Source organism: Pantanalinema rosaneae CENA516 (assembly GCF_050753385.1).
In the GTDB taxonomy this organism is placed as follows: domain Bacteria; phylum Cyanobacteriota; class Cyanobacteriia; order Leptolyngbyales; family Leptolyngbyaceae; genus Pantanalinema; species Pantanalinema rosaneae.
The window spans coordinates 1-25642 of sequence record NZ_JBLZFZ010000056.1; the positions used below are offsets into that span (position 1 = coordinate 1).

At 49.6% G+C, this 25642-nt stretch carries 25 protein-coding genes; 14 read left to right on the forward strand and 11 right to left on the reverse strand.

Annotated features, from left to right (window positions below; genetic code table 11):
* Positions 1-415: 415 nt before the first annotated feature.
* Together ACN4EK_RS25115 and ACN4EK_RS25120 are read left to right on the forward strand one after the other, a co-directional pair.
* On the forward strand, positions 416-682 hold the full coding sequence (locus ACN4EK_RS25115; protein WP_431661018.1) for an Asr1405/Asl0597 family protein: 267 nt from the start codon (positions 416-418) through the stop codon (positions 680-682).
* 85 nt (positions 683-767) lie between these two features.
* Complete coding sequence (locus tag ACN4EK_RS25120; protein WP_431661019.1) at positions 768-1403, forward strand: (2Fe-2S) ferredoxin domain-containing protein; 636 nt, start codon at positions 768-770, stop codon at positions 1401-1403.
* Here ACN4EK_RS25120 and isiD read toward each other — a convergent pair whose 3' ends face one another.
* Together isiD and ACN4EK_RS25130 are read right to left on the reverse strand one after the other, a co-directional pair.
* Positions 1404-1616, reverse strand: coding sequence for a protein IsiD (isiD, locus tag ACN4EK_RS25125; RefSeq protein ID WP_431661020.1), 213 nt, complete (start codon positions 1614-1616; stop codon positions 1404-1406).
* A 125-nt stretch (positions 1617-1741) separates the two neighbouring features.
* A complete protein-coding gene (locus tag ACN4EK_RS25130; protein WP_431661061.1) occupies positions 1742-2389 on the reverse strand; it encodes an alpha/beta hydrolase in 648 nt (215 codons plus the stop codon).
* 151 nt (positions 2390-2540) lie between these two features.
* Here ACN4EK_RS25130 and ACN4EK_RS25135 point away from each other — a divergent pair, with 151 nt between their 5' ends.
* Both ACN4EK_RS25135 and purH read left to right on the forward strand, forming a co-directional pair.
* Positions 2541-2966 carry a hypothetical protein gene (locus ACN4EK_RS25135; protein ID WP_431661021.1) on the forward strand — a complete coding sequence of 142 codons (426 nt, stop codon included), beginning with the start codon at positions 2541-2543 and terminating at the stop codon, positions 2964-2966.
* Between the two features lie 36 nt (positions 2967-3002).
* The gene (gene purH / locus ACN4EK_RS25140) at positions 3003-4631 is read left to right on the forward strand and encodes a bifunctional phosphoribosylaminoimidazolecarboxamide formyltransferase/IMP cyclohydrolase (protein ID WP_431661022.1); all 1629 of its coding nucleotides are present in this window, start codon (positions 3003-3005) and stop codon (positions 4629-4631) included.
* A gap of 108 nt (positions 4632-4739) precedes the next feature.
* On the opposite strand, the gene ACN4EK_RS25145 is transcribed toward purH, so the two are convergent.
* Both ACN4EK_RS25145 and ACN4EK_RS25150 read right to left on the reverse strand, forming a co-directional pair.
* Positions 4740-5630 carry a peptidoglycan-binding protein gene (locus ACN4EK_RS25145; RefSeq protein ID WP_431661024.1) on the reverse strand — a complete coding sequence of 297 codons (891 nt, stop codon included), beginning with the start codon at positions 5628-5630 and terminating at the stop codon, positions 4740-4742.
* Positions 5631-6145: 515 nt separating this feature from the next.
* Entirely contained in the window at positions 6146-6814 is a 669-nt protein-coding gene (locus tag ACN4EK_RS25150; protein WP_431661025.1) for a hypothetical protein, read from the reverse strand.
* Positions 6815-7203: 389 nt separating this feature from the next.
* Between ACN4EK_RS25150 and ACN4EK_RS25155 the strand changes: the two genes are divergently transcribed.
* Entirely contained in the window at positions 7204-7983 is a 780-nt protein-coding gene (locus ACN4EK_RS25155; protein ID WP_431661027.1) for a S1C family serine protease, read from the forward strand.
* A gap of 61 nt (positions 7984-8044) precedes the next feature.
* On the opposite strand, the gene ACN4EK_RS25160 is transcribed toward ACN4EK_RS25155, so the two are convergent.
* The 3 genes from ACN4EK_RS25160 to ACN4EK_RS25170 all read right to left on the reverse strand — a co-directional run bounded on the left by ACN4EK_RS25160 (position 8045) and on the right by ACN4EK_RS25170 (position 10468).
* Positions 8045-8515: a DUF4079 domain-containing protein gene (locus tag ACN4EK_RS25160; protein ID WP_431661028.1), complete on the reverse strand. Its 471-nt coding sequence runs from the start codon at positions 8513-8515 to the stop codon at positions 8045-8047.
* 81 nt (positions 8516-8596) lie between these two features.
* Complete coding sequence (locus ACN4EK_RS25165) at positions 8597-9562, reverse strand: S1C family serine protease (RefSeq protein WP_431661029.1); 966 nt, start codon at positions 9560-9562, stop codon at positions 8597-8599.
* Between the two features lie 123 nt (positions 9563-9685).
* Complete coding sequence (locus ACN4EK_RS25170) at positions 9686-10468, reverse strand: DUF1997 domain-containing protein (RefSeq protein ID WP_431661030.1); 783 nt, start codon at positions 10466-10468, stop codon at positions 9686-9688.
* A 275-nt stretch (positions 10469-10743) separates the two neighbouring features.
* Between ACN4EK_RS25170 and ACN4EK_RS25175 the strand changes: the two genes are divergently transcribed.
* Positions 10744-11400 (forward strand): NAD(P)H-binding protein, encoded by a 657-nt coding sequence (locus ACN4EK_RS25175; protein ID WP_431661031.1) that lies wholly within the window; start codon positions 10744-10746, stop codon positions 11398-11400.
* A gap of 3 nt (positions 11401-11403) precedes the next feature.
* Here ACN4EK_RS25175 and ACN4EK_RS25180 read toward each other — a convergent pair whose 3' ends face one another.
* Positions 11404-11796, reverse strand: coding sequence for a metal-sensing transcriptional repressor (locus tag ACN4EK_RS25180; protein ID WP_431661032.1), 393 nt, complete (start codon positions 11794-11796; stop codon positions 11404-11406).
* 111 nt (positions 11797-11907) lie between these two features.
* On the opposite strand from ACN4EK_RS25180, the gene ACN4EK_RS25185 reads away from it, so the two are divergent.
* Positions 11908-13101, forward strand: a complete 1194-nt coding sequence (locus ACN4EK_RS25185; protein WP_431661033.1) for an HhoA/HhoB/HtrA family serine endopeptidase — start codon at positions 11908-11910, stop codon at positions 13099-13101.
* A gap of 91 nt (positions 13102-13192) precedes the next feature.
* Here the strand turns inward: ACN4EK_RS25185 and ACN4EK_RS25190 are convergent, their stop codons facing one another.
* Positions 13193-13699, reverse strand: coding sequence for an SH3 domain-containing protein (locus ACN4EK_RS25190; protein ID WP_431661034.1), 507 nt, complete (start codon positions 13697-13699; stop codon positions 13193-13195).
* A gap of 172 nt (positions 13700-13871) precedes the next feature.
* Between ACN4EK_RS25190 and ACN4EK_RS25195 the strand changes: the two genes are divergently transcribed.
* The 3 genes from ACN4EK_RS25195 to ACN4EK_RS25205 are packed head-to-tail and all read left to right on the forward strand — an operon-like array spanning position 13872 to position 16175.
* Complete coding sequence (locus ACN4EK_RS25195) at positions 13872-14066, forward strand: DUF751 family protein (RefSeq protein ID WP_431661035.1); 195 nt, start codon at positions 13872-13874, stop codon at positions 14064-14066.
* A gap of 49 nt (positions 14067-14115) precedes the next feature.
* On the forward strand, positions 14116-14526 hold the full coding sequence (gene rbfA, locus ACN4EK_RS25200) for a 30S ribosome-binding factor RbfA (protein WP_431661036.1): 411 nt from the start codon (positions 14116-14118) through the stop codon (positions 14524-14526).
* Between the two features lie 8 nt (positions 14527-14534).
* Positions 14535-16175 carry a glycoside hydrolase family 3 protein gene (locus ACN4EK_RS25205; RefSeq protein ID WP_431661037.1) on the forward strand — a complete coding sequence of 547 codons (1641 nt, stop codon included), beginning with the start codon at positions 14535-14537 and terminating at the stop codon, positions 16173-16175.
* A gap of 32 nt (positions 16176-16207) precedes the next feature.
* On the opposite strand, the gene ACN4EK_RS25210 is transcribed toward ACN4EK_RS25205, so the two are convergent.
* Positions 16208-17455, reverse strand: coding sequence for a homospermidine biosynthesis protein (locus ACN4EK_RS25210; RefSeq protein ID WP_431661038.1), 1248 nt, complete (start codon positions 17453-17455; stop codon positions 16208-16210).
* 877 nt (positions 17456-18332) lie between these two features.
* Here ACN4EK_RS25210 and ACN4EK_RS25215 point away from each other — a divergent pair.
* The 3 genes from ACN4EK_RS25215 to ACN4EK_RS25225 all read left to right on the forward strand — a co-directional run bounded on the left by ACN4EK_RS25215 (position 18333) and on the right by ACN4EK_RS25225 (position 22281).
* The gene (locus ACN4EK_RS25215) at positions 18333-18629 is read left to right on the forward strand and encodes a hypothetical protein (protein ID WP_431661039.1); all 297 of its coding nucleotides are present in this window, start codon (positions 18333-18335) and stop codon (positions 18627-18629) included.
* A 61-nt stretch (positions 18630-18690) separates the two neighbouring features.
* Entirely contained in the window at positions 18691-19365 is a 675-nt protein-coding gene (gene cobO / locus ACN4EK_RS25220; protein WP_431661040.1) for a cob(I)yrinic acid a,c-diamide adenosyltransferase, read from the forward strand.
* A 147-nt stretch (positions 19366-19512) separates the two neighbouring features.
* A complete protein-coding gene (locus tag ACN4EK_RS25225) occupies positions 19513-22281 on the forward strand; it encodes an AAA family ATPase (RefSeq protein ID WP_431661041.1) in 2769 nt (922 codons plus the stop codon).
* Here the strand turns inward: ACN4EK_RS25225 and ACN4EK_RS25230 are convergent.
* Entirely contained in the window at positions 22275-22829 is a 555-nt protein-coding gene (locus ACN4EK_RS25230) for a hypothetical protein (protein ID WP_431661042.1), read from the reverse strand. The two genes, ACN4EK_RS25225 and ACN4EK_RS25230, sit on opposite strands and share 7 nt — an antisense overlap.
* Positions 22830-24277: 1448 nt before the next feature.
* Between ACN4EK_RS25230 and ACN4EK_RS25235 the strand changes: the two genes are divergently transcribed.
* The gene (locus tag ACN4EK_RS25235) at positions 24278-25513 is read left to right on the forward strand and encodes a helix-turn-helix domain-containing protein (protein ID WP_431661043.1); all 1236 of its coding nucleotides are present in this window, start codon (positions 24278-24280) and stop codon (positions 25511-25513) included.
* Positions 25514-25642 lie beyond the last annotated feature (129 nt).

A 25642-nucleotide genomic window follows, 5' to 3' on the forward strand; every position in this document is an offset into this window, starting at 1 on the left:
AGATGTGTATAAGAGACAGGCCCTCACCTCCCCATCGCCCTCACCTCCCCACCTCCCTTCCTTCAATCGACAGATTCTTATTGAAAAAGATATGCAAATGACAGATTTTGGTATACTTAGGTCAAGCAGCTTATTGACGAAGATTCTCAATGAGGCGTTCGCCGGGAGGTCAGGGCTTGTTGAGGCATCAAGTTGGGTCTAACTTGCTAAATAATGTCGTTAAATTGAATTTTTATTTGGGTATGCTCAGGAATAGAACTCGATGAATCTGGAGTTATCTACTAGCCATTCGTGGCAAATCCTTTAATTGTGGGTGTTTACCGCTTATCCCCAGTCATCATCCCACCAGATCAACGGTTGGTTCAGACGACATCCGTATTTTTAAGTAAGAACTTTTCGCATTTGCAAAACCTTGATGAAATCCGTTAGTTCTCTCCCCTTAACTACCCCTGTTTTGACAATTTCTCGCTGCGATCGCTGGCAAGCCTGCCAACGACTTCAAGCATTAGATATTCTCTGTGATTGTCGCGCCGACGGTCGTTTGCATGTCGAGATTGATCGCCCGATCGTATTGGTGCAACTCCGTAGTGTGATTCAACAACTCACGGCCTCCAGATCCGAATTAATCGACTGGCTGGAACAGTGCTGGCGCATCCCAACGATGCCCGACATCAATCCCTAGGTTCACTGATTTTACTTCCGACCACCCGACCCATTAGCCTCGCCATTTCACGCTCCCCATCCTTTTAGTAAGCAGGATTTTGATCATGGGTAAGAAGCACAAGCAAGTATCAGAATTTCGTCTGGAAGGACGGTTTCTCGGGTTTGCGGTGGAAGATGGCTACAAGATCAAGTGGTTGAACTTACGAACAGCAGACGGCGAACATTGCATCAAATTGTCTAAAGAGGCTCGGGCATCGGTGGGAAGGGTGTTGATGCCAGGAGATTGGGTACAGGTGACGGGGGAAAAAGTCGTCTACCTGGATACCGAGGAGATTAAGTTTAAGGCAGATCGAATTACAACGTCTGGAGTTACCCCATCCTCCCCAGCCCCAACTTCAGAAAAAGCCACTAAACCAGCCGCCAAAGCGACGATCGCCATGTGTCAAAAGTCGGATTGTATGAAGCGGGGGGGGAAAGCGGTCTGTCAGGCATTGGCAGCAACCTTAAGCGATCGCGGGTTAACTGATCAAGTGACGGTGAAGGGGACGGGCTGCATGAAACAGTGCAAAGCGGGGCCTAACTTAGTCATGCCGAATAAGCAGCGCTATAGCCGCATCACTGCCAAAGAAATTCCCGCGTTGATTGACAAACATTTTCCACCTGCCCCGGCGGCTGACCTGAGCAACCCTGCCTCTGCTGAGACTGTCGCTGATCCAACCGAATTAGCTCCGATCGCTTAATTACGCTTCATCGTAAGCTTCTAAATCTAGCAGGTACACATAGGGTTCCACTAGCTCGGGGCGTTGAAACGCGATCGCGCGTAACAAATGCCAGTCATTTAAACCTTCAAAGGCCGTGGCATAGTTATCATCCTCTAAGCGTGCCGCCAGTTCAGCGACTTCCGTTGGCGTTACCGATAGGATATCTGGATGCTTAGTGTCGATCGTGGTCATAGTTCCCCCTCTTCCTCCGCCCTATCCAACCGACTATAGAATCGGCGGCTAAAGGCTATTTTCCGTGTATGCCCCTACCCAATCTTACTTTACTGATTTCATTCAAGTGAGCGCTTGTCGGGAAATTAGCCCATTGACACCAAATCTTTAACAAAATTTTGAATAGACCCCAGGACGATCGGCTGAATTTCGTGTCCCATGTGAAATTCTTCATACTGCACCGTCGCCCCCAATGACTTGAGGCTATCTCGGGCGCGGTAGGCAGAGCGGATCGGCACCACCGTATCCTGAGTACCGTGGAGTAACAGGACGGGGGGAAACCCTTCGCCCTGTGGGTTGAGGGGGGCATGAAGATACCCACTCAAGATCATTAATCCAGCTAAGGGGAGGTTGAGTCCCACATCTAACGTCATAGCTCCCCCCTGGGAAAAGCCACCCAGAATCGTTTCAGCCAGGGGCACCCCTGTTGTTTCTGGCAGGGAGTGGATTAACTCCGTCAGCAATTGCCGACTGGTCGAGAGATCCGATCGCTGAGCAAATTCCGGGGTGCCCAAAAAACTATAATTATCCGGCAGGTCATACCACATCTTGCCCACAGGATTATAGGGATGGGAAAAGGGGGCATTCGGAAACACAAATTGATAGTCGGGCAAATTCAGGTAAGGGGCGATCGCCACCAGGTCTTGATAATTAGCGCCCCAACCATGCAGCAGCACAATCGTGCCCTGGGGGGGCTGACCCGAAGCAGGTGGCACAGTAATCACATCTAACACCAAGCGATTTCTCCCCCATTCGTAGCAGCAACGTTATGATATTAGCGATTTTGCCGCCGTTCGGACATTGATTTAGCTTGAAACTTTTTAGCCGCAACTGCGTCCAGATCTCAGACAATTGGCTCAGGATCTCCTTTCTTAATTGATTCCGATGAATAATAAATCTATCATGCTGCTATCGGGACTACTGGCTATCGGTCTATCTGGACTGTCCGGGGTTCCAGCGATCGCCCAGGATATTGCCGTACCAGCCCCAGAAACCTCTCAATTACCAGAACCGATGCGGCTCAATACCAACAATTTGAATGTCGGGTCAGAGTTGCAACTGAACTCCCAACAGCGGGATGCCATCAACCAACTGAGTCAGATCGCGATCGAGCAAATTGAGTCCCTGGTGGATAGTGGCTTTGATCCCCAAAAGCTCGATCGCACCAAAATCACTCGCAATGCTGGCAATATCCAAAACCTGTTGACCTCGTTGATGCCCGATGCCACCCAAAAGGCAGGATTACAGCAACTCCTGAAAAGCGCCTTACAACAAATGCGGCAGCAACTCCAAACGGATCTGAATCGATAAATCCTGTACCTGATCCTTCGGTAAACTAGATCTCTTGTGGCGATTTTTGCGCTGACAACCATTAGCTTGCAAGCTGAACTGATTCTAGGAACGAAGGGGAATGGCATGGCACGACTAGCGTTATTGAGCGTATCGGACAAAACAGGATTAATTGAATTGGCTCAAAGCTTAGTGAATGAATTTGGCTTTGATCTAATTAGTAGCGGTGGCACTGCCAATGCCTTGAAAGCTGCTGGATTACCAGTGACTAAAGTTTCTGACTACACCGGATCACCGGAAATTTTAGGAGGTCGGGTCAAAACCCTGCATCCTCGGATTCATGGTGGCATTCTGGCGCGGCGGGATCTGGCTGAGGATGTGGCAGACTTGGAAGCCCAGCAGATTCGCCCGATCGATCTGGTGGTTGTTAATCTGTATCCGTTTGAGCGAACGATCGCCAAACCGGATGTCACCTTAGCAGACGCGATCGAGCAGATTGATATTGGTGGCCCTGCCATGTTGCGGGCATCGGCAAAAAACTATGCCCACCTGACGGTACTGTGCAATCCCCATCAGTACGCTGGGTATCTACAGGAACTCCGGCAACATCAAGGCGAGGCTTCCTTAGACTTCCGCCAACGCTGTGCGCTGCAAGCCTTCCAGCATACCGGCAGTTACGATCGCGCGATCGCCCTGTATTTAGAGCAGCAATCTGCCGAAACGGAGACGAGTTCCTTACCCCAAACCTTCAGCCTTTCCGGGCAACAACTGCAAACCTTACGCTACGGCGAAAATCCCCACCAACCCGCCGCCTGGTATCAAACCGGAGCCACCGCAACCGGATGGGCAGCCGCCACCAAACTCCAGGGTAAAGAACTGAGCTATAACAACCTGGTGGATCTGGAAGCCGCCCGCCGAATTATTGCCGAGTTTGCCGATCCGCAAAATTCACCTGCCGCCGCCATTTTGAAACACACAAATCCCTGTGGAGCCGCCCTGGGCAATAGTTTGGCTGAAGCCTATGAGAAAGCCTTCAATGCCGACCCGGTATCTGCCTTTGGTGGCATTGTGGCACTGAACCGCCCGATCGATGCTGCCACCGCGACCGCACTGACTAAAACCTTTTTGGAATGTGTGGTGGCTCCCGGCTGTGACCCCAATGCCCAGGAGATTCTGGCGGCTAAGTCGAAGGTGCGAGTATTAACGCTGCCTGATTTACGCCATGGCCCCGCAGAAACCGTCAAAGCGATCGCAGGGGGATTTCTGGTGCAAACCGCCGATGATCAAGTAGCGGATCCGAACCAGTGGCAGATTGTCACCGATCGGCAACCGACTCCGGCGCAGTTAGAAGAACTGTTGTTTGCCTGGAAGATCTGTAAGCATGTGAAGTCGAATGCGATCGTCGTCACCCGCGATCGTGCCACCTTGGGAGTCGGTGCCGGACAAATGAATCGGGTTGGCTCGGTCAAAATTGCATTAGAACAGGCAGGCGACAACGCCCAGGGCGCAATTCTGGCCAGTGATGGCTTCTTCCCGTTTGATGACTCAGTCCGAACCGCCGCCGCCGCAGGAATTACCGCGATCGTGCAACCGGGCGGTAGTTTGCGCGATCAGGATTCGATCAAGGCCGCGAATGAACTCGGCATTGTTATGGTGCTAACTGGCATCCGTCATTTCTTGCATTAATCCAAAATCTAAAAAAATCGGGCAGACGTTGGTACATTCCCAGCTTCTGCCCGATCGCTTTATTGCCAGTAGCAACGATTCAATTGCGTCGTGGAGTCAATTACAGGGTTAGTAGAGATAGTCGGACGCAACCCATCCATTCGAGGTTTCGACCCAGGTGTACCCATCCCGATACACCGGACCACCACCCGAATAAACGTAGGAGCCTTCGCTGTAGCCATCGACTACCCCATAACCTAAGCCGGGACCACTCCGAACATTCAAGCCAATGTTACTGCGGGTGTCTACTCGACCACTGTAGGACGAGACGGGAGAGTAGTCCCAGTCGTCGTAGCAATCAGAGGATGTCGGATAGTAACCGTTGTAGTAGTAGTAATCATCGTAGTAGCCGACTGGACGATACTCGCCGTAGTAGTCTACATAATCGGCAGCAATCCAACCACCCGAGCTAACGGGAGTCCAGACGTAGCCATCCCGATATTCAGCATTGTAGTAATCTACATTCAGTAGTGAGCCATCCGGTGCTCCACCAATAATCCGGTAATCCAGTCCAGGACCCGATCGAATATTCACACCCGACCCGTAGTTGGTGTCTGCAAAGCCATAGGACACAGGACGATAGTTTTCATCCAAACCCAAAGCTGTAGCTGTTTCCTTGCCAACAATCCCGTCAACCTGCTTCAAGCCCTGGCGGAGTTGAAAATCGGTGACAGCGGCAGTTGTTTGCGCCCCATATTGACCATCCGCTTCGATCCCCAAGGCTGTTTGCACAGCTTCCACTTCTGCACCAGAACTGCCCGGAGCCACAACCGTATTTGTCGCTGCCAGCGCTGTTTCTGGTGAACCGCCTACTGTTGCCACCGTGACGGCAACCCCGGCAAGACCAATCCACGCAGAACTGGGTATTTTCCAGCTCACTCCATCAAACAACCGCACCTCTGGGTCAGAAGCGGGGTTCTCATAATTTGCTGCCGTGTGAACAAAGGCTAATAATTCCATAAGTTCCTCGTTCGCTTCATCTTCGTTGGCTTAGCTCCACCCAAAAATTTCGCAAATATCAAGTTGATGTTGCGGCTACTTTGTGAGAACTTTGCAGCTTTAATTACGGGTAGATCAGCATTTTTCACCAGCTACTAACTCAGGCGACGTAATCCTGAAGCACTAAGTTTGTACAAATGAAAAATTTTCCTTAGTCTACCATAGACCCTATTGGAAAATCAGAAGATCTACAGTTTATAACTGAGAAAATCAGTGAAAAGCTGAGCAAAGTCGTATCAGGATAGATATAAAACTCTCAGGTTTTAAGATTTTTTGCTTTGCGCCTCACTCGATCAGGTGAATTAAAGAGAAGAAGATCACAGCAATCCTTTAAATCACACCGTCCTAAAGAGTTAAATTCGCTAGATTGGCAGGCGATCGCACAATTTGTTACCGGATTTTGTAAACAGAGTTTGATTAGTTGGCAAATCCCCTCAGAAAATCATGAAGAAATATAAACTGTTTGAATTCCCCAATTATTGTGGAACTGGAGGTGAAGGAGCGGTCGTTTGGAGATCCTTGAACTTGTAGGTACTGTTAATTTTCAGACTCGGACAACACTCTGGATCGTTCGGTTGATATTGATCCATTGCCACCGCGATCGTGCGATCGGGCTTGATTTCTAAGCTCTGCACTTTCACGCGTGAACCTAAGAATTCTGCCGAAATGTTCTTTGGATTACCGAATTGATTAATCACAGCAACCAGGTAAGAAAAATCACCTGAGTTCGGGACGCTCACTTTAATCGATGTCACCGCATCCTTAATCCCATCTTGATTTAAGTCACCATAGGTCACTACTTCATCCATAACAAACGTCCGTTTACTGTCTGGATCTTCATACTTCCCATTGGTCAGCTTGATGGGTCCCTTTGCCAGAATGTAATATTCAGCATTCTGCAATTTAGCCACGGTGAGCGGTGGTCTGGAATTGGCAGATGGAGTCGGAGTAGCCGTGGATGCGGCGGGAGATGACATCCCAGAATTTGCTTGACCTGGACTAGCGGTTGCCGATGGCGTAGGAGCATTAGCAGGGGATGCGGTCTGAGAGGGCTGAGAAGAGGTGGAGTTGCATCCAATCAACCCCAGACTTAGCGCAAATCCCAGCCAAACCCTGTTTAATATCATCATCGATCGATTATTCACAGCACTCTCCTCCGCGTGATTCTTCCTACTACCATGCCATCAGCCAGACAATAGTAGCAGCTACCTCGGTTGACCGAAGGGTGGAATCTAATCAACGTGGGTTGAATGTCACTGAAATAACAATCCGAACTGCCCCCCAACCCCCAATTCTGGGGGAGCCGAGCCTCAAAGTCCCCCAGAATTGGGGGATTTAGGGGGCGATCAAAGTTAAGCGTGTCCTTAAGTCAGTGCCATTCAACGTGGGTTCAGCTTAAGGTTCAGATTCATCAGATTAAGTTGATTCAGTTATATCCGCTAGAATGCTGGCAGCATCTTATCCTGGCTCGTTTAATTAAGTGCCAATTGCGTTGATTGAGATGCTTTCATAGTTGCAGGAAACCCAGTAACGGATGCCCAAAATTCATTTAGAAAAATGGCAATTCTGGCTTTTGAGTCTGGCACTTGTGCTACTGGTCGGAGTGGCGCTCAAAGCCAATACGGTCATGCAACAAATCACTCGATCGGGTGAGCAAATCCCGCCTAACTCTGAGCAAACGTCCAGCCATTCAACCTCGCTATCGCAGGACAATCCCCCCCAGTCCCAAACAGAAGCGATCTATCAAACAGTTAATCCGGCAGTCGTGACAATTTACACGGATCAAGTGATTGGGTCTGGGAGCATTGTGCGATCGGATGGCTTAATTTTGACCAATCGGCATGTGGTACAAACCAGCCCGGAAGTAAAAGTTAAAACGGCTACTGAGCAGATGTGGGTTGGTAAAGTGATTGATTTAGATTTACGTTACGATCTGGCACTGGTGCAATTGCAACCTGCGGCACACAACCTACCGATCGTGACTCTGGCAGACACCGTAACCTTAAAACCGGGTGATCCGGTCTTCGCGATCGGCAGTCCGGCAGGCAAATCCGGCGTACTAACAACAGGCACTTTTACCCAGATCACGCAACATGGCAGTTTGCAACTAAGTGCGGGATTGCTGAAGGACGGCAACTCGGGAGGTCCGTTGCTGAATCAGCAGGGGGAAATGATCGGCATTAACAAAGGTGTGTTACCAGATCAAAGTGGCTTGGCAACCAGTGTCGCAGCCGCTAAAGCCTTGATTCAGCGCCATGATGTGATTTATCAACGGCAAACGCCGACGATTCCATCCCCTTTAAAACCAAAATAGAGGCACAATCTCTTGCACCTCTAAGCTAGGCTGACGATCGCAAACCTAGGCGAATCCGTTCCTACATACGGCTGATGATTCGCTGCACAATCTCCATTCCCGTTACCGCCTGCCAGCCAAACAAGCCCATCATCGCCACATTCAGCACGATATGGGTATAACGCGCCCAATCCTGCCCTTTTTGCATAAAGGGGGATAGAGAGGCGGCTGCCGCAATCAACCCCGTCATCCCCAGTCCCGCTAACAGGTGAGGACCGACGAACAACTTACCGTTATTAATGTAGGTAATTGCCATCCCGCCGATCGACCCCATCACCATCAGCGCCAGCAGGATTGAGCCAACTTGATAATGTTTAACGTTAAATTTGCCTTTAATCAGTTCCTTTCTCACCTCGGCATCGGCTGTCCGTGTTTTACGGGATTTCATGCCCAAATAGAAGGCATAACTGGACAGCACTAATAACACCCACATAAGGAGGGGGTGAAAGAATTGACTCCAGACTTTGACAGACTCAGGGATAACGAAGCTCATAGTAACTCAAAGGAAGTGAAGGGTCTTCATAAAAGTTAGCATAAAGCTATAAACAATCGTAATGATTACCCCCGTTCTAGATTATCGATCGCGCCGATCAAAGCCCTCTCCAAACGCAGGCGGAAAATTGGTTCCAGGTAAGAACCGGGGTTCGACGATCGGCGTTGTGCGATCGCGATTTTGCTCAATAAAGCTTTTTGCCACAGCAACATTGGTTGCCAAACTGGTCATCTCCGCAAAGCCATCTCCAGGCGGACGAATCCCTTTATTAACTCCGATCATTTCTCCTTGTGTATTCAGGAGCGGGCCGCCCGAGTTCCCTGGTTTAAGCTGCACATTGGATTGCAAATCCCCCTTCTGAGTAATGTGTAGTAACCGCCCCGTAGTCATCACCCCTGCCCGCCCAAACGGACTGCCGATCGCGTGAACCGTTTGCCCAATCTGAAGCACCTCTGAATTTGCCAACCGCACCTCCGGCAAGGCACTGGCAGCCACCCGAATTAATGCCAGATCATTGGCGCGATCGGTCGCCACGACCTGTCCAGCATATTCGCGACCCGTCACGGTTCTCACGGTCACCGCTTGATTTTGCCGCACTGCTCGCCGCACCACATGGGTATTAGTAATCACCAACCCATCGGCACTAACAATACTGCCCGACCCCACTTCCCGCCCCACATAAATCGTCACGACAGCAGGATTCACTAACTGGTAGATCCTGGCATCGGATAGCTCCAGGGGTTGGCTAGCCACCTCTGATGGCGGCGGAACAGAGGCAGAGGGGGACGGAGTTGGACGAGCAGCAGGCGCTTCTGGAGTGGAACTCGTCGGGGGTTGTAGTGATCCCGGCAATGGCTCCAGGTTCAGATCCAGGGGAGTATCATGCTCCGGCGATAGTGAGGTGGCGATCGGGAGCCGAGCCGAGGGGGGACTCGACAGAACAGGTTGATTCGAGGTCGCGATCGATTCAATGCCACGAACAACCGCCACCGTACTTGAGATCACGACCAGCGTTAGCACGACTAGCGGCAATGATGACTGACGCATAGATTTAGCCAGAATGGAACACTGCACGATCGCCAGCCGATGACTAGCTGTGTGCCATTCTAAGGGTTTCCCCGACCAGGTGGAGCAAACCGGAAATATTGAGCCATGTTTGCGATCGATGGCTTATGGTTCACTGTCCAACTCACCGGGTAATTCAATCACCACATTGGGATCGGGTTCAGCTTTGCGGAAGAAGCGGCGTTTCGGGAGTTTTGGCATGGGAACGCCCTGCGACTTGTGGAAATCTTCCTGCACTTTGCGGGTCAGCCGATTGGAAACCTGCCGTACCACCTGTCCCAAAATTTGATCGCCAGTGGTTTGAATCAGGGCTTTGGGTAACGCATGAATAAACCGGGGAAACATGATCATCACCGTTAAATCCAATTGCCACTGCACCCGCGTAATCCGCTCTGGCAATTTCTCCTGCGATCGGGCCTGTCCCTGAAATAATTCACTGGTGGGCAATTCTACCAATTCCATCGATGCCTGGAAGTCTACGTCATAGCCGGAAGCGACATAGTTCGGCACTGCGACGGTTTCAATCCGGTAAACCCCTTCTTGTTGCGGCAATAAATCCAGTCCAATCTTCGGTTCAATTTCATAGCCAAAGGAACCAAAGCGCCCGATCACTAGCGCATAGCTGTTATCTCCGATCGCCTCAACCTTCATGGGATGGGCACAGCGATGAAACCACTCCTGATGCACATCCAGATATGCCGCCACAGTTTGGCGATCGGCATACATTTCCATGCAGTCCACAAAGCGGTTATAAAAGCGGGTTGGCTCAATCACACTCCGGGTCGGTTCCTCTGTCGGTGAATAATTGCTACTGGGCACAACGGAGGTCGTGTGCAGCAAGCCCTGGGGAAGGTTGTCGGCTGGATGATCGGTCGCGTGTGGCTGCATGATGGTTTCCGAAACATGTTGCTAGTGGCATAGGGTTAGAGTGCCCCAAGCAGGACACTGCCCCACCTTTTTTTCTTGAACATTCAATAAAATTCATGCGAGCGATCGCCGATTCCGGTGATGTCCTTGATCAGCACTCTGCTTCAAGAACGATGTCGTAATACTTAGTAACATACTACGATCTGAATCAGATCCATCCTGCCAGACTGAACCCAATGATTCAACCTGGATATGGATCACTCCATCTACTGCACTGTCGTTTAGGATAAACGCCGATGAAAGCCTTCGTCGCTGGAGCAACTGGACAAACTGGCCGCAGAATTGTTGAACAATTAGTCAAGCGTGGGATTCCTGTCCGGGCTTTAGTCCGGAATCTGGAGGCAGCGCGGGCGATTCTCCCGCCGGAGGTCGAACTGGTAGTGGGAGATGTGCTCGATCCCGGCACTCTAGCCGACGTGATCGCAGATAGTACGGTATTACTTTGCGCTACGGGGGCTAAACCGGGCTTTGATCCAACTGCTCCCTATCGCACCGATTATGAGGGCACTAAAAATTTAGTGGATGCGGCAAAAGCTAAAGGAATTGAACAGTTTGTGTTTGTCTCCTCGCTGTGTGTGTCTAAGTTCTTCCATCCCTTAAACCTGTTTTTCTTGATTCTGGTATGGAAGAAGCAAGCCGAGGAATATCTGCAACAAAGTGGGTTAACCTACACGATCGTGCGTCCGGGCGGGCTGAAGAATACCGACGACCCAGGTTCAGTCATCATGTCCAAGGCAGACACCTTGTTTGAGGGCAGTATTCCTCGGACGCAAGTGGCTCAAACCTGTGTAGAAGCGTTATTCCAACCCAGTGCCCGGAATAAAATCGTCGAAATTGTGGCAAAACCCGAAGCGCCAGACCGCAGCTTTGACGAATTATTTGCCACGGTATAAGCGTTACAGCAAAAAGCGATCGAGGGCAGTTTTCAGTTCCTCGATCTCGGTATCAATGTTGCCTTCCTCAGCAGCCCGAGCAATACATTGGGTCAGGTGTTCATCTAAAATCATCCGAGCCACGCGATCGAGCGCTCCTCGCACCGCTGCCACCTGCACTAACACATCGGGACAGGCACGGCTCTCCTGCACCATTGCCTTAATCCCTCGGATATGACCTTCAATCCGAGATAAGCGATTGACAATGCGTTTCAGCGATTCCTCGCTATGCACGTGGGGATGACTCGCCGATCCATGAGGATGGTCGTGATGGTGATCATGGGACGGGCGATCGGTGGGCAACTCTAAGTTGTCCTCTAAATTATTTCGATTCCTGGGAAGGTCAGAAGTTGCCATCTATATAGGTAACGCTATTTGAAGATTCTAGCCTAGTGTCCTGTCAAGAAGATTTTGTCACAATAGGAAAACATCTTGCTTGAGTTTCGTTAAATTGCGTAGGGTCATGCCATGCGATTGAAAAGTGTTATTCTGCCATCCCCTTGGTTTATCAAGGGAGCGATCGCCCTGGGACTGGCGATTTTGCTGGCATTGGGTGAATTAGTTCCATCGGTAGCTTGGGCAGCCGTTGAACCATCGGCTCCGGTTGTGAGTGCTGTGCCAACAGCAGCAGTAGTTGCACCTGGGCAAGAAAATTTTGTGGCAAAGGCGGTGAATCAGGTCGGTACCGCCGTGGTGCGAATTGACACAGAACGGACTGTCACCCGGCGAAGCAGTCCTGATCCCATGTTTGATGATCCCTTTTTCCGTCAGTTTTTTGGGGAAGATCTCTATCCGCGTGAGCAACGACTACGGGGGCAGGGATCGGGCTTCATCATCGATCGCAGTGGAATTATTTTGACCAATGCCCATGTGATTGATGGTGCCGATCGGGTGACGGTCACGCTCAAAGATGGTCGGGTGCTGGAAGGAAAAGTCCAGGGCGAGGACACCGTTAGCGATCTGGCAGTGGTCAAAGTCAATGGGGGGGATCTCCCGATCGCGCCGTTAGGAGATTCCGATCAGGTACAGGTAGGGGATTGGGCGATCGCCGTTGGGAATCCACTCGGTTTAGACAATACTGTCACCTTGGGAATTGTCAGCACCCTAAAACGGTCTAGCGCCCAGGTGGGCATTCCCGATAAACGGTTAGATTTCATTCAAACCGATGCCGCCATTAATCCAGGTAACTCTGGGGGTCCTCTGCTCAACGATCGGGGAGAAGTGATTGGGATTAATACCGCCATCCGCGCCGATGCGATGGGAATTGGGTTTGCCATCCCGATCAACAAAGCCAAGTCGATCAAAGATCGGTTAGCCCGAGGGGAAAAAATTGTCCATCCCTATTTGGGGGTACAAATGACCACTCTGACACCAGAGTTAGCCGAGCAAAATAATTCCGATCCCAACTCGGCATTTATGGTGCCCGAGATTAATGGGGTGATTGTGGTCAAGGTGCTCCCCAACACTCCGGCAGCGACAGCGGGATTACGGCGAGGCGATGTGATCACCCAAATTGATGGACAGGCGGTGACCACGGCGGATCAGTTACAACGATTGGTCGAGAATAGCCAGATTGGTCAAGCCCTCCAGGTAAAAGTCCAGCGTGGCAATCAAACTCGCCAACTCTCCATTCGCACGGCTGAACTCCAAAACGTTAGCTAGGAATTCACCGTTCTATCAAATCAGGTTGATTGGGGGCAGGACACCATCTGCCCCTTTTTGCTGGGAAGCTCCATAAGCAGCATCCGGACGGCTAGAATTCTGACTCTGGTGTTGAGTTCGCCGCAGAGTTGCTGACGGGTTGAGTGTAGCCCGATTTAATCCACCCCTCCAGTCCGCTTTTTTCTAACCGCACTTTTTGCCATTCCTGATCCGGGCTGGTTTCCAAAATTGTCACCACTTCGTTGTAGTCCACACCCCCGACTCGACTGGATTCCACACTGGCACTCTCCCGCACATTTAACCCTTCGCCCAAGGTGATCCGGGCACGATCGCCCTCTGGTTTAGCACTGGGGGTAGCACTGGGAGTCGGGCTAGGGCTAACGGCCACCACAGGGGAGGCTTTAGGCTGGCTGGTGGCTGGCTTAGCGGCTGGTTTCGTCGGACTGGGACTCGGTTTGTCGTTGGGAAAGGTCGGTCGGGGCGGCAGTTCCGTGAACTTAGCAATCACGAATTGGGTCGTTAAGTAGCCACCGCCTACTATCAAGGCGATCGCCAGGAAAAATCCACTCAATGCCCGTACCACATTCGATTGCCTCATTGTCCTAACCCTCAATAACCTGGCTGCAATTGTATCGAGATCTGAGAATTTTGAGCGGATTGATTCACCGATCGGGGATTTACATCGAATCGGGTAGGCAGACGACTAGAATGTTAAGAAGGTCAGTTTTCGCCTGACGTTTGCTGTGTAGCCCTACCCTGACATTGAGTTTATGCAGAATTTTTGGAATACCGTTTCTAAATATCCGGTTTTTATCGCTGGTGTGATCCTGGGGGTGTTATTAAATGCTGTTAAACCCCTATTGCCGTTGCTAAAACGCCCAACTACGGCGATCGCCCTCATCGGTATGTTTTTAGGCGGATTTGCCTTCATTGGGTTTACCCTGCGGGGCATGTTGGGCTACTAAAAGGTTAAATGCGAATCGCCCAAATTGATTGAGTTGGAAGGGGGAAGTGATGGCGACCAATCGGCGAGTTGCCCGTGTGGCAGAACAAATCAAGCGGGAAGTTAGCTTGATGTTGCTGAATGATATTAAGGACGATCGGGTGGGCGCTGGCATGGTAAGTGTCACCGAGGTGGATGTCTCTGGCGATCTGCAACATGCCAAGATTTTCGTCAGCATCTACGGGTCGAATGAAGCTAAAGCCGAAACCATGGCCGGTTTAAAGTCGGCAACGGGCTTTGTTCGGAGTGAGTTGGGACAGCGCATTCGGCTGCGGCGGACTCCAGAAGTCGTGTTTTTAGAAGATGATTCGCTGGAACGGGGCGATCGCGTACTGTCACTCCTGAATCGCCTCAGCCAGGAACGCCACGATGAGGATGATCCGCTCTCGGAAGCCGATGAGGTGGTAGAGGCGGAGGAATAATTGCATCCATGCCACCGTTGCTACCCAATATTGATGACCTGTCCTTAGCCGAGCAGGTAGCTCAGATGGTGGTTGTCCGCGCCTCTGGCTACCTATTCGATCATCAGATTCAATATCCCCAGTGGGAACCCCCGGCGGCAACCCTGCGATCGTGGATCTCCGAATGGGGCGTGGGTGGCGTGATCCTGTTGGGGGGCAGTGCGGCAGAAGTCGCGTTACGCACCCAACAGTTACAAACCTGGGCAACCGTCCCTCTCCTGATCGCGGCAGATGTGGAAGAAGGAGTCGGTCAACGCTTTGCTGGAGCCACCTGGTTTCCCCCTCCGATGGCACTGGCAGAAATCGCCACAACCAATCTGGCTCATGCCGAGCAGTATGCCGAGCAGATGGGATCTGTTACGGCTCAGGAAGCCCAGGGGATCGGGCTGAATTGGGTACTGGCTCCCGTGGTGGATGTGAATAATAACCCGGACAATCCGGTGATTAATGTGCGATCGTTTGGGGAAACTCCCGAGATCGTCAGCCAACTGACGACAGCCTTTATCCGGGGGGCACAGTCCCATCCGGTGTTAACCGTTGCCAAACACTTTCCCGGTCATGGCGATACCGCCACCGACTCCCATTTGGATTTACCTGTCATTCCCCACTCACGGGAACGGTTACACCACGTTGAATTGCTACCCTTTCAAGCGGCGATCGCGGCAGGGGTAGATTCGGTTATGAGTGCCCATCTGTTGATCCCGGAATTAGATCCAGAGTATCCGGCGACGTTATCTTCATCAATTCTGACGCAATTACTCCGGCAAACGTTAGGCTTTGACGGTTTAATTGTCACCGATGCACTGGTGATGGGAGCGATCGCCGATCGCTATGGAGCCAATCAAGCCCCCGTATTAGCCGTTGCTGCCGGAGCCGATATTTTACTTATGCCTGCCGATCCAGTGGGAGCGATTCAAGCCGTATGTCAGGCAGTGGAAGAGGGGCTGATTCCGCTAGAACGAATTCGGGCATCGGTCGAGCGGATTTGGTGGGCAAAGCAAAAAGTCTGTGCCCCCCGGTTAGAGGAAACCACCTCCCATGCCTGGGAAGACCCACCGGCGGGACTGGAAACTGAGAGTTTTACTACCCGATTAGCACAACCCAAAGCCACTAATTTAGTTCACGAAATTCTGCAACACTCGCTAAGAGTCCATCAGCCGGGAGTATCGCGGCTATCTGCATCCATTGGGATCGCCAACTGTCGGAATTTAATTATTTTAGATGAGGCGTTGAGTAGCGACGGGTGGGGACCACAGACTCCCGCGATCGCCATTCCCAAAGCCCTGGGATATCAGCTTCAGGTGATCGATCGGCATACACCGGATCTCTCCCTGACATTGGAGCAGCAACCCTGGCAACCGACGTTATTACAACTGGTGATTCGTGGCAATCCGTTTCGCGGTAGTGCCGGTCTGAATCAAACCGCCCAAAATTGGCTGCAATTCCTGATCCAAACCGAACAACTGCAAGCATTGGTGATCTACGGCAGTCCTTACATTTTGGAGAAATTTCTGCCGAGTTTGCCGCCCGATATTTCCTATGTGTTTACCTATGGACAAATGCCTGCGGCACAGGCGATCGCGCTTAACACATTGTTTGGTCAGCCATAAGGGCGAGTCAGAACCCGCCCTACCGAATTGACCTACTTACGGTGTCCGTTCTTATGACCGTTATGCCCATTCTTGTGACCATTCCGGATCGGAGTGCCACAGGGATAGGTCGCCACCAATTCCCGTTCTGATACAGGTTCCGGTTCCACTACAGGGTTCGGAGTGGAGACAACAGGTTGAGGATTGGCTTTGGCGGCCAGGTAGTCGGCTTGCAACTTCGCCAGCATCTCTTCCCGCCGATCGTACAACCGCTTTAAGGGACGTGCCGGACATTGATTGATGCTATAGGCAGCCATGATTGGTAATGCGATCGTGCTGTCGGTGTAGCAAACGATCGTGCTGGGTAGCTCATCGGGATCAACCTTGCCCCAACTCACCGCTTCGCTGGGGGTCGCACCGGACAGCCCCCCGGTATCGGGACGAGCATCGGTAATCTGAATGAAGTAGTCATGTCCCCGTTCTTCTAACCCTAAGACTTCATGGAGTTGGGGTTGGGTTTGCAGCAAGAAGTTCTTGGGACTACCGCCCCCAATAATCAGCGCCGCGCTCTTACCTTCGACTTCAGGAATGCCACTTTCTCTCGCTGCATAGGCGATCGCCGCCGTCTCATTCACATCCAACGAGGGATCAAGCACGAGTTTCGAGCCTTCGAGTGCCAGAGCCGCCACATTCATGCCGATCGAGCTATCGCCCGGAGACGAGGTGTAGATGGGCACACCACATTCATAGGCGGTGGCTAATAAGCAGGAATTCTTCACCCCCAGTTGCTGTTCCACTTCATGTAAATACTTACCGAGCAAATGATGGAACTCTGCGGTACTCATCCGGTGCTGGAAAGGTTCAGCTTTGAGAATTTCACGGATAAAGGCATCGGTTTCCAGCAGCACATCATAGCCAAACACAATGTCGTAAATCCGAATCCGTCCTTCCTGCCGCAGTTTGACATCATCCACAAACGGATTGCTGGCGTAGAGATCCATGCCTAACCCGTAGTGAATATCATGATACAGGTTGGCTCCGGTACTAATAATCCAATCCACAAACCCATGCCGGATCAAGGGAGCTAAAACCGATACCCCAAATCCTGCCGGGGTCATAGCTCCAGATAAACTTAATCCAACGGTAACACCCGCTTGAAACACATCCTGACTCAGCAAGTGGCAAATTTCCCGTAACCGCGCCGAGTTGTATGCCGTGAAGTAGCCATCAATCAGGTCAACGACACTGATCTCTGCTGGCATGGGGGAGGGTGCAATTTTGCGACTAAGCAATTTAGACATCTTGGCGCTCCACAAAGGATAAACAGCATAAAAGCATTGAGAGTGTTTACAGACAGCACGTCATCCCAACCGACCCCAAGCATGGAGGGGCATTCATGGTGATCATCACCAGGCGGCGTTATGGCGCAGGCTATCAAAAATTGGGCAGAAATCAGCAGAACTCGATCGTCGCTCGACGACTATTTCCAGGATTCCCAGTCTTCATGGCAAAGTAGAAACCTGGACAATACGCGATCGACGTATAGGTTCGCCAACTCCCCAACGGAGGCAACTACCCAAACCAGCCATTTCAGCATGGCACCAGCCCAAGGGTCTTTACGGTCTAATCACCGGAAACCACTTCAGACAGCAATAACGCCTACTTGGCTATTTAATTCAAAAATTCTCTTCACAAGAGAAATTGACCGACCGAGTTCGTAGGCGAGAGAAGATGCTGGGGATTCTTACGAAACACATTCAGAATCAAGTCCCACAAGCCACGAACCTCAAGTTACAGGTCGGTCAGCTCATACTCGGAGCTTCACAACGATCGACTACCGATAGTGCTGGGTCACACTGCCGTCTCCGCTTAAGTTTCATGTCTAGATACCACAATGGTTGCCAGGGGTATCCAGTGAGAGAAAGAGGTTTCAACGTTCTTTGCAAACCCTTAAGACACTAACACCATTAATTTAACACCAAACTTCTCCAGCATTGTGATCTAGAACGGTGATTTTTCCTGAAATCTCACAAATTTTCCTTAACTACCTATTAAATTGGCAGGGGTTGTTCGGAATCCCGCCTGGAATGGGAAAATTTCGATAGGCGATCCCGTATCCCCTCTTCAGGATCGATAGGATAGCGATAGCTTTTGTGACCTGTTCATTCCGCACTCACCATGACTAACGGCTCCTCTTTTCGCCAAACTGCATCCGTAGAATCAACCAACTCTCTAAGGGAGCAAGCCGCTTGGCATTCATTTCCGCAAATTTTGCAGCGTCTTCACCAGGAGAAGATTTTGATTCATCCAGATCAATTGGCGGAATTTATGCTCATGCATGGCTTACCCGTCGATTTGCAATACGTCCCCCCGCATTTACAACAGAAAGCGCAGCAAATCAATACTCACTACCAGGGGGATTTAGCCCGTGTGGAAACTATCCCGGAACCCACCCAAATGTTTCTGTTTGAGTAGAGAACCGATGAGCCAATCAGAATGAACGATACACTGGTGGTCTAATGGGTTCTTTTGCACAATGAAGGGAGATCATCATCCCATGACCGATCGCACTCAATTCTCCTCGGAATCTGACATCGCTTCAGGTACGCCTCTGACAACGGAACAGTATCGTCAGAAAATGCAACGCCGCAAGGAAGTTCAGACCCAACGGCTCGCTGGCATGGCTGCCGAAAAGGGATTAATTATTGTGCATACTGGCAATGGCAAAGGCAAAACGACGGCGGCATTAGGCATGGTGTTGCGATCGCTGGGACATGGGCATCGAGTGGCGATCGTGCAGTTTATCAAAGGTGCCTGGGAGCCCGCAGAAAAAGCCGCTTTTAATCCCTGGTCAGAGCAATTAGAGTTTCATGCGATGGGCGAGGGCTTTACCTGGGAAACCCAAGACCGCGAGCGCGATGCTCAATTAGCCCAAGCCGCCTGGGACAAAGCTCTGACTTACATCACGAATCCAGAGTTCAAACTGACGCTATTAGATGAAGTGAATGTCGCCCTCAAGTTAGGCTACCTGCAAGCAGAACAGGTGTTAGCCGGACTGGAGCAAAAACCCAGTGACTCCCATGTGATTTTAACGGGTCGGGGTGCTCCATCCGCCTTGATCGATCGGGCGGATCTGGTGACAGAGATGACTCTAGTTAAGCATCCGTTCCGCGAACAAGGGGTAAAAGCCCAGGCGGGAATTGAGTTCTAGATCCAAGCTACCCCAATCTAGAAGTTCCAGGTTTATGGGAGGTTGGCTGAGAGGGACTTCAGGTTACAATTTGGACAATTCGTAAATTAGTACGAGCGTTCGCCTCTTATCCCTGTAATCTGGACTTCGTTGCCAAATCGCTTCCTTATGGAAATTCTCACTGTCACGCTGAAAAACTTTAAATCCCATAGCGATCGTCACTTTAGCTTTCAACCGGGAACCAATGCCATCTGTGGTGAGAATGGCGCGGGCAAGACCAGCTTACTGGAAGCGATCGCCTGGACACTGTTTAACTATCGGGGCAGCTATAAGAACGAAGATTTAATTCGGAATGGTGCCAGCAGTGCCCAGGTACGAATTAGCTTTGTGTCTAACCGAGATCAACGCACCTATGAAATCAGCCGTTGTACGAGATCGGGCTATACCATCTATGATCCCCAGGTGGGAGAAAAGCTGGAATATAGCCGGATTGAGGAAGAAGTGTTGCCCTGGTTACGCCAACATTTAGGCGTGGCGGCGGGGACTGATTTAGCCGATTTATTTGCCAACACGATCGGCGTTCCCCAAGGCATGTTTACGGCGGACTTTCTCAAGCCCGATCGTGAGCGCAAAAAAACCTTCGACACCATCCTCAAAGTTGACGAATATCGGCGGGTTTTTGATCAGTTTTTGCCCCTAACTAAGTATGCTGAAGCAAATGTTAAGGAGTTAGAACGAGAGATTGAACGCTACGATGATGAACTAACTGAATTTGCCACTTTGGCACAAAAACGGCAAGCACAGGAACAGGAAATCATTCAAGTCCAGACCACAATTCAGCAGCTTCAAACTCAACTTGCCGAGCTACATCAAACCCAGGCAGAACTGGCAGTGCAGGCGCAACAGATGCAGCAGGTGGAAACGAAATTAAACTTACTCACGGTGCAGCAACAGACTCAAGCAGAGAGTAGGCAACGGTTGCAAAAAGACTTGCAACAAGCAGAAGAGGCAGCGGCAATTTGTACATCCCACCGGGAAGCCTATCAACTGTACGAGCAAGCAGAAACTGCTCTCCAAACCTTACAAGCGCAATGGCAAGCGGAACAAAAACTTCATCAAGAGAAGCGTCGGTGTGAGCAACAACTCAGCGATCGGCAAGTGCAACTTAACACGTTGTTGGCACAACTAGACGATCTCCAAACTGCTATTTTAGAGATTAAACGGTTAGAACCCTTAGCTCAACAACAACTCCAACTAGAGCAAGAACAGCAGGTGATCCGGCAACACTTGCAGAACTGTGTTAGTTGGAAACAAACGGTGAAAACTCAGGAAAAACAACTGCACCAACGTCAAACAAATCTGGCGCAACTTCAGCAGGAAATCACCCGGATTCAGGCGCTAGAACCCGTTGTCCAACAGATTCCCCAATTAGAGCAGGAGGAGCAGCGCTGCCAGTTACATCTGAGCCGAATTGCGGCGGCGATTCAGTTTGAATCAGATTTACAGCAGTTATACGATCGCTGCCAAACCTCCGGCGATCGCTACTTACAGCAGATTGAACAAACAACAACTAGCTTAAAAGCCTTACAAGCCGCTGTACCAAGCTGGTCAGAACCGTTAGCCGCTGCGATCGCTACCCTCCAGCAAGGAACCGACTGGCAGCAAGAGTTAGTCACTGCTCTACAAGAGGTTCTGAATGACCTCGCGGATCAAACCTCCGTTGAGACCTTAGAAAACAACTTACAAGCGGTTCAAGTTCAGTTAAAAACCGCCCGCCGCCAGCAGACTGAATTGGCGAATTTAGCCACTTTACAGCACCGTCATCAGGAGTTAACGCTAGAAATTGCGGAACTACAAACGGGCATCACCGAAGTCAAGGCTCAGTTAGCGACAGAAGCAGAGTTACTCAGCCAACAAACCCAACTGGCAGAAGCACTGATGGCATTAAATGATCCGCGTGGACAAATTCGTTTGCTGGATCAGAAACTGCAACAACAAACCAGCCTGGAAACTCAGGTACAAGACGCTCAAATTACCTTACAGGGGATTCAGCACACGATCGCTCACTTAGATACCCAACTGGCAGCCTTACCGAATCTAGTTGAGGAAATGCAACTTCAACAAGCGGTCAAAGCGGAACATCAAGCCGCTCATGAAAACTATTTAGCCTACCGAGAACTCGCCAATACTCGTCGCGATCGACGGCAACAACTGCAAGCCGCGAGTGACCAGTTACAAGCACTCACCGAAGAACAGCAACAATTAACCGAGGAACGCGATCGTCTCAGTCAGAGCTTCAATCCAACTCAGTTCCAGCAGGTACAAAGTCAGTATCAACTCTTGCAGCATCAAGCGATCGCTTTAAATGCCCGTTTGCCCGACATGGTGAAGGTGCGTGAGCAATTGGATCAGCAATTTACTCGCCTGGAAACGATCCAAACGAAGCGGCAACAGGCAGAAGTAACGCTCAAACAAAAGCGGAAAGTTCAACATTTCATCAAATTTGCCCGAGAAGCCTACAAAAAAGCCGGGCCTCGGATTACCGAACGCTATGTGCAACGCATTTCCCAGGAAGCCGATCGCTTGTTCCGCGAACTTTTAAATCGGCTGAATGTTAGCCTAACCTGGACAAAAGATTACGAAATCATCGTGCAAGAGGGTGGACATACACGTCGCTTCATTAACCTGTCCGGTGGTGAACAAATGTGTGCGGCTCTAGCCGTCCGATTAGCACTGTTAAAAGTGTTAGCCGATATTGATATTGCCTTTTTCGATGAACCCACAACCAACATGGACAGACCACGGCGGGAGCAACTGGCAGAAGCGATCGCGAACATTAAAACCTTCCGCCAGCTATTTGTGATCAGTCATGATGATACGTTTGAAAAGGTTACGGAAAACATCATTTTCGTACAACGCGAAGCCGACGCTTACTGAGCATCCTGCTTGCAAACATTCAGAATCCGCAGATCGTTATCGCTCACTTGATCAATTCGATAGAACCCTTCTAAACCAATGGCTGGCTTACCAGATGCTGCCGAAGACGCGACATTCGTAACTCGTTCTAACGCAATCTCAAAGGGATTCGTGGTGCGATCGTAGCTATTCGTCACCGTCAGCGCTAACTGATCGTCCTTGAAAGAACCCGCTGCACAATCAAAGGAGGAGCGTGGCATATACAATGCACCGACGACATCGCCCTGATTCACTTCAAACACAAAGTAGCCTTGACCAAGCTGTTCCGGCTCCTGCGCTTGACCATACAGATAAACACCATCCGGCAATTGAGAAACGGCGGTTGCCGACACACTGGGATTAGCAGCCCTGGCAAGTTGCTCCGGGGTTGATTCTGCACTTAAAGCGGCTGGAGCGAGCATACCGCAAGCGGCAACACTAAACGCGAACGACAGACTTGCGAAGCGCTGGCTGGACTGCTGTAGTGCTGTAACCAACTGCGTCAGGGGCTGGTGAAATTGATTCCGCATGACTGTCTTCCTCTACCCTAAAAATACTGATTTATCAACGAGCGATTTAGCTAAGTTATCCAGGGGAAGCTGGGAATTTATGCAGTTACTCTGAGAGCAAAATCTAGCTTACGATTAAGGTTCCCAAACTCCACGGAGATAAAAAGTGATTTCGATCAATGTCAGAGGTGATAGTTGAGTTGAAATAAAGTACGGAACATTGATCCAAATAGCTCTACTTAATGTACGACGCAACTAAATATCATGCTTCGTCCGACCGACTCACCTCGATGGGTGAATCAGTCTGTCATTTGGTAGAACCTAATTGAATGGGTCGCAGCCCGATCGCGGCTCCAACTCAATATCGTGCAATGCTCCTATCTCGATCAAACCACTAATCCTTCGCTGATACAGTTACATTTGGTGACAGAATTGCTATCACCATGACTAGCTTCAATCGCTCACCGGAGGATTCCCGAAGCCTTTACACAAATTCATAAATTTATGTTTAACGTATCTATATTCTGTAATGGATATTGCTGAACGGGAAACAGTCAACCCCTGAAGCGAAACGACATGGCAACTCAGACGATTTCTGGGAGAAAAAATACCTCGGTTGTAGGAGCAGGTTTCGTTGCAAAAGGCTGTTACATCCGTCAAGCGATCTACCAAACTGCCCTTACAGGTATTTTGTTTTCCAGAAATTGCCTTCAGCTATGGGACGATCAAGGGATAGAGTTCAGCCAAGGGAATAGTTGCCATCCTATCCAGGATTCTGTTTCTCGGAATGTCTCGTTATCTCCTAAACCACCCTCCAGCAATATCTCAAGATCTGGCAATTATTGGTTGACCAAAGAAAATTGACAAGATTAACATTCTATAGAAAGTTCTTTGAAATCGCAGGTTTTAGCAGCTCCAAAAACTTGTATTTTATATCAGAGAACCCATTGGAATAAAACCCGATCGAACTCGAATATTTACGCTTTAACTGTTAAGTCAACTTAAGCCAGATTCAAGTAGAGTAGCGATCGATCCAGATCATCACAACACTCCCCTCAAAGTGGAAATAGAGCAACGTAATAGGATCTATCCTAATGTAGGGAAAATTATTAACTTTATGTGTGATCTAATTTACAAGCATTTTTTAAGCACACTAGATTTCATCTATACGGGTGTATAGCCGACTAAAATCATTTATATTAAAGTCAACTTGTAGTTAACTTTAATTAGGAAATTTTTTCTCATAGATAAAATGCTCTATCATGAAATCTAGTTATAACTGAATAGACAGAGTTCAACTATCACTATTCAGTTGCTCGATCACACTGATAGTCGATGGCATGGCTTATATGAATATAATAACTCTTTTATTAACATAGATTTTTCTTAGTTGAAGTGTTAACTACTTTTCAGAAATCAACGTCTTGATCAGCTAGTTTAATGCACGTAGTTCATTGGGGGCTTAGTAAATGTCCGTACAAGTTACGATCAGCAAAAAAACTTCGATCAATGTAGAAAGTTTTGTGCAACAAGTTACTGAGATGCACGATCGCCTGTTTTATCTGTTTAATCAGGTGAATGATTCTCCTCAAATGGCAGTTTCATTAGTTCCCCCTGTATTGAAGGAATTAGGGATTGCGATGGAGGAGTTACAGGTTGCTGTGGAAGAATTGCAGCAACAGGAGGAAGCCCTAAGCGTTGCGTTAGAATTAGCCAACACTGAGCGTAAGCGATATCAAGAACTATTTCAGTTCGCTCCAGAAGCCTATCTTGTCACTACTTTAGAGGGCTGCATTCAAGAAGCCAATTGGATGGCAGCACAGTTATTGGATGTCTCTGCCCCATTTTTAATTGGTAAGCCACTTGCTGTATTTGTAAACGAGAACGATCGGGCGGCATTTCGGTCTGAACTCGTGCGGCGGCAACAACGGGACTACTACCAGGAATGGGAAATTAAATTAGTTACCCGAGACGGTAAATCGTTAGATGTTGCTTGTTCAACTCTAGCCATTCGTGATTGTGATCAACACCCTATCAGCTTTCGCTGGACAATTAAAGATATTTCTGAACGCAAGCGGATCGAAATGTTAGAACGCAATTGCTATGAGGGCAATGGCCATCATCAAGCACTGCTGCAAAACCGCCTCAGACAATCTTTTTCCCAGGGTGAACTCATTCCCTTAGACCCACAAACCCTCTGGTATGTTGACCAGGGACTGGTAAAATTGACGACTCTCACCGATCAAAACCAGGAAGTATTAATTGGGTTAATTGGCTCTGGAATGCCCTTCGGTGCTTATTTAACCTCATTACCACTCTACGAAGCGATCGCGATTTCAGATGTCCAATTAATTGCTTTTTCGGTGAATGAGATCTTTGCATCTTACCCATTGACTCGATTCTTCTTGGCGAAAACCAGACAGCGACTTCAACAAACTGAAACTCTTTTGGTGATCTCTGGCGAACGTCAAATTGAAAGCCGTTTATGCCGATTATTGCAATTATTAAAAAGTGAGGTTGGTCAGCCTGTACCACAGGGTATTCGCTTGGGACTACGGCTTACTCACGAGGATTTTGCCAATGCCTGTGGAGCAACTCGCGTCACCATTAGTCGCTTACTGAGCCAGCTTAAACATGATGGCAAGATTTGTTTTGATGAGAAAAAACACATCATTATTGTGAATGATTTAGCATTAGTTGGTTAGTTAGTTAAGTAGGTAGACCTGGTTATTTGTAGGATGAGTTAGGGGAGCGGAATTCATACTGATTCAGGAATAGATGTATTACGTTGCCACTAATACACTCTACAATTCATTATGCCCAGCTACTGAATT